This is a genomic window from Pseudoalteromonas sp. G4, from assembly GCF_028875915.1.
Lineage (GTDB): Bacteria > Pseudomonadota > Gammaproteobacteria > Enterobacterales > Alteromonadaceae > Pseudoalteromonas.
In genome coordinates this window covers 1-13,692 of record NZ_JAPEHW010000029.1, presented here as the reverse complement: position 1 = coordinate 13,692, position 13,692 = coordinate 1, and the positions used below count along the sequence as shown (strand labels likewise).

Genomic DNA, 13,692 nt, shown 5'->3' with positions numbered 1-13,692 from the left:
GGAAAAAGATTTTGGCAGAACAATTAAACAGCTTTGATATTCAAGAAATCCTAAAGCTATTACCGCATCGTTACCCAATGCTATTGGTTGATAAAGTAGTTGACTTTGAACCGGGAAAAACGCTTCATGCGATTAAAAATGTCACAGCAAATGAGCCAATTTTTACAGGCCACTTCCCTGGGCAGCCAATTTTCCCTGGCGTAATGATTTTAGAAGCATTAGCGCAAGCAACTGGTTTACTCGGTTTTAAAACAACCGAAAATCGTGGCGATAATGAACTATATTTATTTGCAGCCATTGATAATGCACGTTTTAAGCAACCAGTATTACCAGGTGATACGATGCACCTCCATGTTGAGTTCTTAAAAGAGCGTCGCAATATGTGGAAATTTTACGGTGAAGCGAAAGTTGACGGTAAAGTTGTATGTTCAGCTGAGTTAATGTGTGCAAGAAGAGAGTTATAATACGTGATCCATCCTACTGCAATTATTGAGCCTGGTGCTCAACTTGGCAACAACGTAAAAGTTGGTCCTTACAGTTATATTGGCAACGATGTTGTGATTGGTGATGACTGTATCATTGAATCGCATGTTGTTATCAAAGGGCCTTCTGTGATTGGCACAGGTAACCATATATTCCAATTCGCTTCAGTGGGTGAAGCGTGCCAAGACAAAAAGTACAAGGATGAACCGACCAAGCTGATTATTGGTGACAATAACGTGATCCGCGAATGTGCCACGATTCACCGTGGTACCATTCAAGATGAAGGCATTACCAAAATTGGCTCAAATAACTTATTTATGGCATATACGCATGTTGCGCACGATTGTGTGATTGGCAACAACTGTATTTTTGCAAATAACGCAAGTGCAGCGGGACATGTGCATGTTGGAGATTGGGTTATCCTAGCTGGTAACTCGGGTATTCACCAATTCTGTCATATTGGCTCACATGCGTTTGTTGGTATGTACTCAGGTGTAAACCAAGATGTGCCACCTTTTGTAACTACCATTGGTACACCTGCACGCCCTGTAGCAATCAACACCGAAGGCTTAAAACGTCGCGGTTTTGAATCAGACGAAATTATGGCATTACGCCGTGCTTATAAGTTGCTTTACCGTAAAGGTCATAAGCTAGATGTTGCCCTTGCTGAAATGGAAAAAGAAGCAGAGCAGTTTAAAGCAGTGCAAACCATGATCGATTTCGCTAAATCATCAAGTCGTGGACTTATCCGATAATGATATCGGATAAGCCATTACGAATTGCACTTATCGCCGGGGAACACTCCGGCGATATTTTAGGTGCAGGATTAATTAAAGCACTAAAACAACATTATCCAAATGCCTCGTTTGAAGGTATTGGTGGTCCACGCATGTTGGCTGAAGGCTTTAAAACCCATTTTCAAATGGAAGAGTTGGCGGTGATGGGCGTATTTGAAGTACTGCCTAAGCTATTTCGCTTACTGAGTATTAAAAAGCAAATTGTTGAACGCTTTATTGCTAATCCGCCCGATATCTTTATTGGTATAGATGCGCCTGATTTTAATTTGCGTGTTGAAAAGCCACTGAAAGCGGCGGGAATCAAAACCGTGCATTATGTCAGTCCATCGGTCTGGGCGTGGCGTGAGAAACGTGTTTTTAAAGTGGCTGAAGCGACTAACTTAGTGCTTGCACTCCTGCCATTTGAAAAAGCGTTTTACGATAAACACAATATTCCGTGCGAATTTGTCGGTCATACCTTGGCTGATGAATTACCACTTGAAGATGATAAAGACGCGAGCAGGGCACTTTTTAATTTAACGGCAAATGACAAGGTTTTAGCGGTACTGCCTGGTAGCCGCGGCTCAGAAGTGACATTACTGAGCGAGCCATACATTCAAGCTGTATTACTTGTTAAAAAGCAGCTTCCTGAATTAAAAGTGCTGGTACCTCTCGTCAATGAAAAACGAAAAGACGAGTTTTTATCAGTAGCTAAACAATACCAAGCTGAAGATTTATTTACACTTGTCGATGGCAAATCGCGTGAAGTAATGACTGCAGCTGATGCTGTACTATTAGCGTCGGGTACAGCTGCGCTTGAATGTATGCTATTAAAACGCCCAATGGTGGTTGGCTATAAGTTAAAAGCCCTGACATACCACTTAGTGACACGCTTATTTAAATTTAACATCGAACATTTTTCACTTCCTAATTTATTAGCGGGCAAGCAATTAGTTCCTGAGCTACTGCAAAATGATCTGACACCTGAAAATTTGGCCAGTACCTTGTTACCACTACTTGAGAATGATCAAACTGCACTTAAAGAGACTTTTTTTGAAATGCATAAAGCATTAAGGCTCGATGCAAGTAAACAAGCAGCACTTGCTGTTAGTAACGTTATAGAGAATAAAAATGACTGAGATTATTCGCCCTAATACACAGTTAGTTGCCGGTGTTGATGAAGTAGGCCGTGGTCCACTGGTTGGTGATGTGGTAACTGCAGCAGTTATTTTAGATCCAAACAAGCCAATTGCTGGACTTGCAGATTCTAAAAAGCTCACAGAAAAAAAACGTTTAGCGCTTTATGATGAAATTATCGAAAAAGCATTGTGTTTTAATATTGCGAGAGCAACAGTGCCAGAAATAGATGAGCTTAATATTCTACATGCCACTATGCTTGCCATGAAACGCGCAGTGGAAGGGTTATTAATCCCTGCGGAATTTGTGTTTATTGATGGTAATCGCTTGCCAGATATTAATGTACCAGCACAAGCTGTTGTTAAAGGCGATAGTTTGGTTGCTGAAATAAGTGCAGCATCAATTTTAGCAAAAGTGACTCGCGATAATGAAATGAAGGCGCTAGATGTAGAATACCCGCAATATGGCTTTGCAGGTCATAAAGGTTACCCAACCAAAGCACATCTAGAGGCACTTGCACTTCATGGTGTTACGCCGCATCATAGACAAAGCTTTAAGCCCGTAAAAACAATAATAGAACAGACCAATAATTGCTAATCAATACTTGGTCAATCAAGTTAGGCAGATAATGCAAGACCCTAAATTTATACACTTACGTGTTCACAGTGATTATTCAATGGTGGACGGCTTAGCAAAAACTAAGCCTATTGTCGGTAAAATTGCAGAGCAAAAAATGCCTGCATTTGCCATTACTGATCAAATGAATTTGTGCGGTTTAGTGCGCTTCTACGGTGCGGCGCATGGTGCTGGTATCAAACCTATCGTTGGCGCTGATCTGTGGCTACACAGTCCTGAGTTTCCCGATGAACCTTGTCGTCTTGTAGTGCTTGCCAAAGATAATCAAGGCTACAAAAATTTAACCCTGTTAATTTCTAAAGCGTTTAAGCGTGGTCATATAATGCAACGCCCAATGGTTGATAGAGATTGGCTTGTTGAGCATAAAGAAGGGTTAATTTTACTCTCTGGCGCGAAAGATGGTGATTTAGGTAAAGCCTTATTAAAAGGTAATAACGACCTTACAAAATCTATTGGTAACTTCTATTTAGAACACTTTAAAGATCATTACTATATTGAGCTAACGCGAACTGAACGCGAGCAAGAAGAAGATTACCTTCATAGTGCAGTTGCTTATGCCCAATATTCAGGTTTGCCGGTTGTTGCCACCAATGAAGTCGTGTTTCTCAATAAAGAAGACTTTGAAGCCCATGAGATTCGCGTTGCTATTCACGATGGTTTTACCCTTGACGATAAACGCAGACCAAAACGTTTTTCAGAGCAACAATATTTAAAAACCGAAGAGCAAATGTGTGAGTTGTTCTCGGATATTCCAGAAGCACTGGAAAACTCGGTAGAAATTGCCAAACGTTGTAATGTAACCATTCAGTTAGGTACATATTTCTTACCGGATTACCCAACAGGTTCGCTGTCGATTGAAGATTTCTTAGTAAAAGTATCGGAAGACGGTCTTGAAGAACGTTTACAGTTTTTATTCCCAGATGAAGAAGAACGCAAAGTCAAACGTGTCGAATATGATGACCGCCTAAAAATCGAACTTGATGTAATCAACCAAATGGGTTTCCCTGGTTACTTCTTGATTGTAATGGAATTTATCCAGTGGAGTAAAGATAACATTATTCCCGTCGGACCAGGGCGAGGCTCGGGTGCAGGTTCATTAGTCGCCTATGCACTTAAAATCACCGATTTAGATCCCTTACAATTTGACTTACTTTTCGAACGTTTCTTGAACCCAGAACGTGTATCAATGCCCGATTTCGACGTCGATTTCTGTATGGATCGCCGCGATGAAGTAATTGACCATGTTGCTAAGCTCTATGGCCGTGATGCAGTATCACAGATCATTACCTTTGGTACTATGGCGGCTAAAGCGGTAATACGGGATGTAGGGCGTGTGCTTGGTCATCCGTATGGTTTTGTTGACCGTATTTCAAAATTAGTTCCGGGCGATCCGGGCATGACTTTGGCAAAAGCATTTGATGTTGAACCGCGCTTGCCAGAGGCCTACGACACTGACGATGAAGTGAAAGAACTTATCGATATGTGCCGTATTTTGGAAGGCTGTACACGTAACGCGGGTAAACACGCCGGTGGTGTTGTTATTTCACCAACAACCATTACCGATTTTGCTGCACTTTATTGTGATGACGAGGGTAAATTCCCGGTTACGCAGTTTGATAAAAACGATGTAGAAACAGCAGGCCTTGTTAAGTTTGACTTCTTAGGGTTACGTACCTTAACCATTTTACAATGGGCTATCGATATGGCCAATGAGCGCTTAACGCGTGAGCAAAAAGAACATATCGATATCGCCGCTATTCCGCTTGATGATCCACCGAGTTTTGAATTATTACTGCGCGCCGAAACAACCGCAGTATTCCAGCTTGAATCGCGCGGTATGAAAGATCTTATTCGTCGCTTAAAGCCTGACTGCTTTGAGGATATGATCGCACTGGTTGCACTTTTCCGTCCAGGTCCTCTTCAATCGGGCATGGTAGATAACTTTATCGACCGTAAGCACGGACGTGAAGAAGTGTCCTACCCAGATGCGCAGTATCAGCACGAAAGCCTACAGCCAATTTTGGAACCAACCTACGGTATTATTCTGTATCAAGAACAGGTAATGCAGATTGCTCAGGTACTCGCAGGCTATAGCCTCGGTGGCGCTGACTTACTTCGTCGTGCAATGGGTAAGAAAAAGCCAGAAGAAATGGCCAAGCAGCGTTCAACGTTTGAAGATGGCGCGAAGCAAAATGGTGTAGATGGCGAACTTGCGATGAAGATCTTCGACTTGGTTGAAAAATTCGCAGGTTACGGCTTTAACAAATCACACTCGGCAGCATACGCGCTAGTATCCTACCAAACCCTGTGGATGAAAACCCATTATCCAGCAGAGTTTATGGCGGCAGTAATGTCGGCTGATATGGATAACACCGATAAGATTGTGACCCTAGTTGATGAATGTGAGAATATGAAACTCACATTGCTTCCACCTGATGTAAATTCGGGTTTGTATAAATTCACAGTTAATCAGCAAGGTGAAATTGTCTACGGTATCGGTGCAATTAAAGGCGTAGGTGAAGGCCCGGTAGAAGCGATTTTAGAAGCGCGACAAGCGGGTGGTCCATTTAAAGATTTATTCGATTTTTGTGCGCGTGTTGATATTAAACGTTTAAATAAACGTGTCATTGAAAAGCTCATTATGGCCGGTGCAATGGATAAATTAGGGCCAGAGCAAACGCAAAGTGCGCGCTCTGTTCTTATTGCTAGTTTACCTGATGCGCTTAAATCAGCTGATCAACACAACAAAGCTGAAGCACTTGGTCAAAGTGACTTATTTGGCTTGTTGGCAACAGAGCCTGAAGAAGTCGCAGCTGCGTTTGTTCAAGCGCCTAAGTTTACCGATAACGAATGGTTAGAAGGTGAGCGCGAAACGCTGGGACTGTATTTAACTGGCCATCCAATTAATCAGTATCGTAGTGAACTCAAAAACTATGTTTCAGGGCGCCTAGTCGATTTACAACCGACGGAACGTGATGTAACGTCAACTGCGGCTGGTTTGGTTATTAATGCGCGTACTTTAATTAATAAAAAAGGAAAGCGTTGGGGCCTACTCACTTTAGATGATAAAAGTGCCCGAATTGATATTCGTTTATTTCCTGAACAGTTCGAAACTTACCAAGAACTGCTGCAAATGAACAATATCTTGGTGATATCTGGTGTGGTCAGCTTTGATAACTTCTCGGGTGGTATTACAATGACCGCTCGCGAAGTTGCAAGTATCGAATCTGTTCGCGAAAAACGGGTTAAAAACATAAAAATGACGGTGAAAATGCAGGAAGTGAATGATAACTTCTTGTCTCGTTTAGAGCATGCCATCACCCCGTACAAATTTGGTACTTGCCCGATAAGAATTCAATATGAACGCCCAGATGCAACAACTGAGCTTTCATTAGGAACACAGTGGTGTGTTACACCCAGTGACGAGTTACTTGCTAATCTCTCACGCTTAGTAGCACAGAATATTGAACTAGAATTTAATTAGGTAGTTTAGAGCATGAGTCTCAATTATCTTGATTTTGAACTTCCAATCGCAGAGTTGGAAGCAAAAATTGAAGAACTTAAAAACGTAGGTCGCGGTGGTGAACTGGATCTGAGTCTAGAAGAAGAAGTTTCACGCCTTAAAGATAAGAGCGTAGAGTTGACCAATAAAATTTTCTCTGATCTAGGTCCATGGCAGGTTTCGCAGCTTGCTCGTCACCCATTACGTCCGTATACCAAAGATTATATCGAACGTATTTTCACCGAGTTCGACGAATTAGCAGGCGACCGCGCATTTGCTAACGATCCGGCGATTGTTGGTGGTATTGCGCGTTTAGATGGCGAACCAGTAATGGTTATCGGTCAACAAAAAGGCCGTGATACAGCTGAAAAAATCAAACGTAACTTTGGTATGCCAAAGCCAGAAGGCTACCGTAAAGCATTGCGCTTAATGGAAATGGCTGAGCGTTTTAATATGCCAATCATCACGTTTATCGACACGCCAGGAGCATACCCGGGTGTTGGTGCTGAAGAACGTGGTCAAAGTGAAGCTATCGCTAAAAACCTTAAAGTGATGGCCGGCCTAAAAGTACCGGTGATCTGTACGGTAATTGGTGAAGGTGGTTCAGGTGGTGCATTAGCAATTGGCGTGGGTGACCGTGTTAATATGCTTCAGTACAGCACATACTCAGTAATTTCACCTGAGGGCTGTGCTTCTATTCTTTGGAAGAGTGCAGAAAAAGCACCACTAGCTGCAGAAGCAATGGGTGTAAGTGCTGATCGCGTTAAGAGCTTAGACTTAATCAACTCAATTGTTGATGAGCCGCTAGGTGGTGCACATCGTAACTACGATGCGATGGCTAAGTCGCTTAAAGCACAAATTAAGCGTGACTTAAGCGAACTGAAAGCTTTATCATTAGATGAAATGTTAGAGCAGCGCTATGAGCGTTTAATGTCTTTTGGTTACTGTTAACCTCAAGATTAAGGAAAAAGCCGCATTTTGCGGCTTTTTTTGTTTATGAAAGATATGTATCAAACGTTTAAACACTACCTACTTGAAAACAAGTTTACCAAATTTACAGTTGCGCTTTCGGGCGGAGTTGACTCGGTGGTATTACTACATCTTGCCAAGCGCTTTCGCGATGAATTAGGCACTATAGAGCTTAAAGCGGTGCACGTTAACCATGGCTTAAGTGATAATGCCCCAGATTGGCAAAAGTTCTGTCAAACACTTTGCCAAAGTTGGCAAATCCCATTTGAAGCATCAGAAGTGTCACTTAATCTTAGCCCACGGCAAAGCCTTGAAGCCATAGCCCGTGATGCAAGATACCAAGCCATTAAACACAGTATGCTGGCAGATTCGTGTTTATTGGTTGGGCAGCATATCGACGACCAAGTAGAAACGTTTTTTATCAGATTAAAACGCGGTGCAGGATTACTTGGGCTTGGCGCAATGGCACGTGAAAGTACTAATGATTTTGGGTTATTTATTGTAAGACCGTTATTAGACTTTACGCGAAACGAAATTGAGCAATATGCAACTGATCACGCGTTGTCGCATATTACTGATGAATCCAATACCGATGATCGCTTTGACCGCAACTTTTTACGCAATCAGGTATTACCTTTATTGAATGGGCGTTTTCAAGGGTTTAATCGTACCGTTTTACGTGTCACACAATTATTGCAATCACAGCAGCAGTTACTGGATGAGTATATTGCTGAAGATGCCAAATTGTGTGTGCAAGGTAACAAAATTTGCTTTGAAAACCTGCACTCTTTTTCGCGCACTCGCATTGAAAATCTCATTCGTTTTTGGCTTAAAAATCAGCACCTCCAATTACCTTCACAAAAAATATTAAATCAAATTGTGGAGCAGGGGTTAAATGCAAAAGCGGATGCTCAAGTGCAAATACATTGCGGCGATTTTTTTGTTTGCCGCTATCAATCTGCGCTTTATGTGGTTTTTCCTAAAGCATCTGCCGTAAAAGAAGCGATCAATATTTCTCTAGATGAAATTGACACGGCAGGGCGTAAATATAAACGCGTACAATCACACCATGGTATTCGTTTACCTTATGAGAATGAGAGTGTCAGCTTACGATTTAATATTGGCAGCGAGCAGTTTACTTTGAAAAAGCGTAACTGCACTAAGTCAGTAAATACGTGGCTTAAAGAAGAAAAGGTACCGCCTTGGCTGCGCCCTTATGTTGCTGGGGTTTTTTATAATGATAAACTTGTGCAAGTAATTGGTCTTGGTGTTGATAAACACGCATATGCACAAAATGGCGTGCTTTGGATTGAAAAGGAGCAAAATGAAAACTAGTCAAGCAGTCGGGTTTTCTTTAATTGGGCAGGCACATATTGGATTAATCGTGTTTGCAGTTGTTTTGGCAATTAGCCTTGTGCTGTCGCTTAATTTAACTGTCGTCACTTATGGCGCCCTTTTTGGTGCTGTTACTGCATTGTTACTTTTAGTATATTGGCTTGGTAAAGGCGGTAAATTCTTTGTATTGGCAGTTATGTGCCCTTTGGTGTGCATTGTTGTGACACCGATAACCAGCTTTTTTGAAATAGCCAATGTACTCGGTGCTTTCTTTGTTGGGCTTTGTTTTATCTTAACGGTTTATCGATTAAAAAAAGGAAGCTAAGCTTCCTTTTTTTAGAGGGTTTTACAGCAATCCCGCCCGTCTTTTTTGGCTGCATAAAGTGCTTTATCCGCTCGCTCAAAGATACTACAAGGAATATCTTTTGCGTTACTTAACGAAAAACCAATACTGGTTGTTACCCCATGGGTCTTAAGTAGTTGGTGGTTATGTACACGCTTTTTAATGCGGTTAGCCAAAATATGGCTTACGTCGAAATTATCATCGTCGATTAGAATAGCAAATTCATCACCACCGAAACGAAATACAGTGTCTGTACCACGAACACAGTCAGTCAAAATATTTGAGAAATCAATTAATACTTGATCGCCAATTTGGTGACCATGGCTGTCGTTAACTTGCTTAAAGTTATCTAAATCCAATAACATCAATCCAAAACTTCTATGGTGACGACGGCTGCGCTCAAGTTTACGGTAAAGGCTATCATCAAACATGCTGCGGTTGTTTAAACCTGTTAAAGCATCCTTGGTTGCTAATTTTTTGACGCGAGAAAACATCAGTGCATTGCGCAGAGGGTATACAAGCACAGTATGTAACTTCGCTAATTTTTGTTTTGCGTAGTGTGTTAGATTTTGCGAAAAATAGATTAATTGACCAAGACGTTCGCCGTCTGCTACTAAATCAAACGCGTAATTTTTGCCTTCAGGTTTACTACCAGTCATTTCTATAACGCCTTCGGTGCTATGAAACTGCAGGCCTGCAAATTGCACAAGACGTGATGCTTCAACCGAAAACATATTAATCAACTTGGTTAATTCAAGCGTTTTCTGTAATTGTGTAACCAACGCATGGGTTTGACTAACCTCATTATTGTCGGAATAAAGTTGCCCATACGGCAAATAATCGCCGCTATTGTCTTGTTGGCGCGTTAATACATGTACGTTTTCCACTTTAATACCCTCATACTACCGCAAAATATAAAGTACACAGTGATAAAGCAAAAACTAAGCCATTATTACTAAGTGGCAGAAAAACAACCACTTGCTATAGTTAATTTAACGCTCAATTGCATTAGCCAATGCGATGACATTTTCTTGTCGCGTTTCTTAAACTTTATACCGAGGTGGTATTTGCAGCATTCGTTTGGTGTTTATTTTTATATTTTAATTGCCGCGGTGGTATTAATTTGGCTGTTTAAAAGGTTGAATTTACCGCCTATTTTGGCATATCTGGCCGTTGGAATATTAGCTGGCAAAGATGGTTTTTTTTGGCTTGAACAAAGCGAACAAATCCATTTTATTGCAGAGCTTGGTGTGGTTTTTCTATTGTTCAGCTTAGGCCTCGAATTTTCCATTCCTAGATTACTTGCTATGCGCCATATTGTGTTTGGCGTTGGGGTAATGCAAGTGGTACTTACTACATTAGTTGCGATGGTATTACTGTGGGCTGCAGGCATTTCATTGGTGGCCGCGTTTAGTATAGGCAGTGTAGTGGCATTGTCATCTACAGCCATTGTTGTAAAGCAGGTAAGTGGCTCACCTTTATTGCGCTCGAGGCAAGGGCAGCTCGCTATTGGTGTGCTGCTATTTCAAGATATTGCCGTTGTACCGCTGCTTATTGCGTTGCCCCTCTTAGCTGGTGGCACTGAGCAATCGTTATGGTTAACAATTTTAACTGCACTAGCTAAAGGTGCGGTGGTTATTGCCCTATTAATGGCAGTGGGAAAATGGGTTTTACCTAAAGTCTTCAGTGAAATTGCGCAAACTCGCAGCGACGAATTGTTTGTGTTAACCACTATTTTAGTTGCGCTGATAGCCGCTGCTTTAACATCTGCATTTGGTTTATCAATGGCGCTAGGTGCATTTTTAGCGGGTATGATGCTTGGTGAAAGTGAATATCGCCATCAACTAGAAGCTGATATTCGCCCATTTCGCGATATTTTAATGGGTCTTTTCTTTATCACTATTGGTATGCAGCTTGATATGACGTTTGTGCTGACCAATGCTCAGTGGATTGCACTTGGCTTAGTCGGTTTATTGACACTCAAAGTTATCATTACTTATTTTGTTACCAAAGTAGTGGGTGAAAGTCATGAAAATGCGCTCGCTACCGCGCTAATGCTTTGCCAAATGGGAGAATTTAGCTTTGTGCTTATTTCATTAGCGCTTAAATTCTCATTGGTAAATTCAGCGAATGCTTCTTTGTTGTTATCGATTGGTGTGTTGAGTATGGCAATTACCCCTTATCTCGTTGATAACGGCGGGGTGCTTGCATTAAAAATTCTTAACTTTGTTGCACCAAATCACCTCAACAATAAACAACCGAGTATTGATAGCAGCGACAGTCGTTTTGAAGGTTTAAGCCAACATGTAGTGATTTGCGGTTATGGTCGTGTAGGGCAGATTATCGCCCGATTTTTGAAAACCGAAGCCATTCCTTTTGTTGCGATTGACAGCGATACAATTCGTGTGAAAGAAGCACAAGCGGCAGGGGAGAATATTTATTTCGGTCAAGCCAAGCAAAAAGAGGTATTAAAAGGCGCTAATATAGCGAATAGCCGTTTGGTAATTATCACTATTTCAGATAAAGACAGTGCACTGACCATCGTAAAATCAATAAAACAGCTGGCACCTGACGTTAAAGTACTCATTCGCATGCGGGATGACAGGCATTTAGCTGAACTAAAGGCACATGGTGTTACTGAAGTTGTTCCTGAAAAATTAGAAGCCAGTTTAATGCTAGTGTCTCATGTACTTTTTTTAACAGGCGTTCCAGTAAGGCGTATTTTAAGGCGAGTACAAACAGAACGGCGCAACCGATATGGCTTGCTTCATGGCTATTTCCCTGGGGACAGCACCCCCTTATCACCGGATTCATCAGAGCACCTCGAATTTCTTCATGCAATCGCAATCACCGAAGATGCGTTTGCCAAGGGGAAATCGCTTAATGAACTGAATTTAGCCAAACGAAGAGTGGATGTTACCGGCTTGCGGCGCGATGGCAAAGAGATAAGTTCACCAGGCTTAGATACACTGCTATTAGCGCAAGATATATTAATTGTGCGTGGTAAACCTAGAAGAGTTGAACGTGCTGAGCGCTACTTACTCGAAGGGCGCTAGCACGATCAACCCCTTTTGCTCTATTGCATATTGGTGAATTCGAGGAACGCCATAATTTCATCAAGTTGAGCAAGACCATCCTGATACCCAATTTCAATTAAATGTTGGGTATATTCTTTTTCGAAAAGTAGATAACTAACCAAAGATGATTCTGAATGCTTTTTAACACCGATGCCACGCAGTAGCATTTTTATTGGGGTTGGCATTAAATCGTAATATTCGGTAGCAATAGCGTTAAAGTTTTGCGACGGGTTGATAACGAAGTGTGCAATACGTTTAAGTTCTTTATGTTTATCACGTGCTGGAATGAGCGATAGGGTACGGTTGATACGTTCTAGGCGCTCGATATCAGCACGTAATGTGTCAGAAAAAATGGTATCAAGTAAATGGCCAGCAATTGTTGAAATACCAGGGTAATGAGGTTGAAAACCAAAGTATTTGTTGTCAATTGGTTGCTCAACCCCAATTACAAATATCTTTTCAGCCCCTAAATGAATAGCCGGGCTAAGTGGAGCGTGTTGGTGTACTGAACCATCACCAAAATAACCTTGGCGGATTTTAGTGCTTGGGAACACCATCGGAATCGCACTCGATGCCATTAAGTGTTCGATATTAATGGTGGTTTTTTCACCGCGCCGTTTTGCTCGTTGCCATGATTCAGAGTGTTTTGCCTGAAAAAATGCAACGGAGTCGCCACTTGAATAACTTGAAGCAGTAATCGACAGGGCCTCTAAATAATCGTTTCGGATATTATTATCAATCCGCTTTAAATCGAGAACAGAGCGTAATAAGTTTCTAAGTGGTTGGTTGTTAAATAAACTTGCTGGTGGGTGGTTTTCATAATCGGACTGAAAACTGCGCAGCATATTGGCAAAAATATGGCCAAAAACAGAAGAAAAGTTGGTGTGGTAAACTTGCTCTGTGCGAAAGTTCTTCCACACATATTCGAGCTTTTTAATTGCTAATTGATAACACGAGGCATAACAACCAAGCGCTGTGGCATTTATTGCGCCTGCTGAGGTGCCATTAATTATTGCAAACGGCGTTATTTGATTGCGTGGTAAATTTTGTGCAATGGCTTTTAAAACGCCTACTTGATATGCAGCCCGCGCACCGCCTCCGGTTAGAAGCAACGCAATTTTTGTTTTATGTTTTGAACTATTACCGCTACTATTCATCAGATACTTTGTATTCTCCCTTTATTCTTAATTTAGAGCACTTTAGATCTAAAATAAATATTTAAGCAGTGAAAAATATGACAACACAATCTCAAAGTAAATTACCGTATTTAATTGGCCTCGTGCTGGTGGTTGTAGTAATTAGCGTTGCTGCATGGCAATTGCTTAAAGGTGAAGAACCTATTCCAATTGGGGAACGTCAAGTTATTGATTTGCCTTCGCCTGTGGTAGAAGAAACGCCAACCATAGAACAAACTGTTGAAGAACCTGAAATTGA

General features: G+C 41.5%; 12 protein-coding genes. 10 read left to right on the top strand and 2 right to left on the bottom strand.

Going from position 1 to position 13,692, the window contains the following annotated elements:
- The first annotated feature begins 11 nt into the window (after nucleotides 1-11).
- The 8 genes from fabZ to ON073_RS10230 are packed head-to-tail and all read left to right on the top strand — an operon-like array spanning nucleotide 12 to nucleotide 9,163.
- Nucleotides 12-464, top strand: a complete 453-nt coding sequence (gene fabZ, locus ON073_RS10265) for a 3-hydroxyacyl-ACP dehydratase FabZ (RefSeq protein ID WP_038642235.1) — start codon at nucleotides 12-14, stop codon at nucleotides 462-464.
- A gap of 3 nt (nucleotides 465-467) precedes the next feature.
- Nucleotides 468-1,238, top strand: coding sequence for an acyl-ACP--UDP-N-acetylglucosamine O-acyltransferase (gene lpxA / locus ON073_RS10260; protein WP_274761800.1), 771 nt, complete (start codon nucleotides 468-470; stop codon nucleotides 1,236-1,238).
- Nucleotides 1,238-2,398: a lipid-A-disaccharide synthase gene (gene lpxB / locus ON073_RS10255; protein ID WP_274761799.1), complete on the top strand. Its 1,161-nt coding sequence runs from the start codon at nucleotides 1,238-1,240 to the stop codon at nucleotides 2,396-2,398. Before lpxA ends, lpxB begins: the two co-directional genes overlap by 1 nt.
- On the top strand, nucleotides 2,391-2,993 hold the full coding sequence (gene rnhB, locus ON073_RS10250; protein WP_274761798.1) for a ribonuclease HII: 603 nt from the start codon (nucleotides 2,391-2,393) through the stop codon (nucleotides 2,991-2,993). The genes lpxB and rnhB overlap by 8 nt, the downstream gene beginning before the upstream one ends.
- A gap of 31 nt (nucleotides 2,994-3,024) precedes the next feature.
- On the top strand, nucleotides 3,025-6,516 hold the full coding sequence (gene dnaE, locus ON073_RS10245; protein ID WP_274761797.1) for a DNA polymerase III subunit alpha: 3,492 nt from the start codon (nucleotides 3,025-3,027) through the stop codon (nucleotides 6,514-6,516).
- 12 nt (nucleotides 6,517-6,528) lie between these two features.
- Entirely contained in the window at nucleotides 6,529-7,485 is a 957-nt protein-coding gene (gene accA / locus ON073_RS10240; protein WP_274761796.1) for an acetyl-CoA carboxylase carboxyl transferase subunit alpha, read from the top strand.
- A 54-nt stretch (nucleotides 7,486-7,539) separates the two neighbouring features.
- Entirely contained in the window at nucleotides 7,540-8,838 is a 1,299-nt protein-coding gene (gene tilS, locus ON073_RS10235; protein ID WP_274761795.1) for a tRNA lysidine(34) synthetase TilS, read from the top strand.
- Entirely contained in the window at nucleotides 8,828-9,163 is a 336-nt protein-coding gene (locus ON073_RS10230) for a hypothetical protein (RefSeq protein WP_274761794.1), read from the top strand. The genes tilS and ON073_RS10230 overlap by 11 nt, the downstream gene beginning before the upstream one ends.
- A gap of 11 nt (nucleotides 9,164-9,174) precedes the next feature.
- On the opposite strand, the gene ON073_RS10225 is transcribed toward ON073_RS10230, so the two are convergent.
- Nucleotides 9,175-10,068 carry a GGDEF domain-containing protein gene (locus ON073_RS10225; RefSeq protein ID WP_274761793.1) on the bottom strand — a complete coding sequence of 298 codons (894 nt, stop codon included), beginning with the start codon at nucleotides 10,066-10,068 and terminating at the stop codon, nucleotides 9,175-9,177.
- A gap of 180 nt (nucleotides 10,069-10,248) precedes the next feature.
- Here ON073_RS10225 and ON073_RS10220 point away from each other — a divergent pair, with 180 nt between their 5' ends.
- The gene (locus tag ON073_RS10220; protein ID WP_274761792.1) at nucleotides 10,249-12,237 is read left to right on the top strand and encodes a cation:proton antiporter domain-containing protein; all 1,989 of its coding nucleotides are present in this window, start codon (nucleotides 10,249-10,251) and stop codon (nucleotides 12,235-12,237) included.
- A 20-nt stretch (nucleotides 12,238-12,257) separates the two neighbouring features.
- On the opposite strand, the gene ON073_RS10215 is transcribed toward ON073_RS10220, so the two are convergent.
- Nucleotides 12,258-13,415: a patatin-like phospholipase family protein gene (locus tag ON073_RS10215; protein WP_274761791.1), complete on the bottom strand. Its 1,158-nt coding sequence runs from the start codon at nucleotides 13,413-13,415 to the stop codon at nucleotides 12,258-12,260.
- A 77-nt stretch (nucleotides 13,416-13,492) separates the two neighbouring features.
- On the opposite strand from ON073_RS10215, the gene ON073_RS10210 reads away from it, so the two are divergent.
- Nucleotides 13,493-13,692 (top strand): hypothetical protein (locus ON073_RS10210; protein WP_274761790.1); only part of this gene is annotated, 200 nt, incomplete at its 3' end.

Coding starts and splice junctions, on each gene's coding strand:
- ON073_RS10230 (WP_274761794.1), top strand. CDS start 8,828: ATGAAAACTAGTCAAGCAGTCGGGTTTTCTTTAATTGGGCAGGCACAT.
- lpxB (WP_274761799.1), top strand. CDS start 1,238: ATGATATCGGATAAGCCATTACGAATTGCACTTATCGCCGGGGAACAC.
- dnaE (WP_274761797.1), top strand. CDS start 3,025: ATGCAAGACCCTAAATTTATACACTTACGTGTTCACAGTGATTATTCA.
- rnhB (WP_274761798.1), top strand. CDS start 2,391: ATGACTGAGATTATTCGCCCTAATACACAGTTAGTTGCCGGTGTTGAT.
- accA (WP_274761796.1), top strand. CDS start 6,529: ATGAGTCTCAATTATCTTGATTTTGAACTTCCAATCGCAGAGTTGGAA.
- ON073_RS10215 (WP_274761791.1), bottom strand. CDS start 13,415: ATGAATAGTAGCGGTAATAGTTCAAAACATAAAACAAAAATTGCGTTG.
- tilS (WP_274761795.1), top strand. CDS start 7,540: ATGTATCAAACGTTTAAACACTACCTACTTGAAAACAAGTTTACCAAA.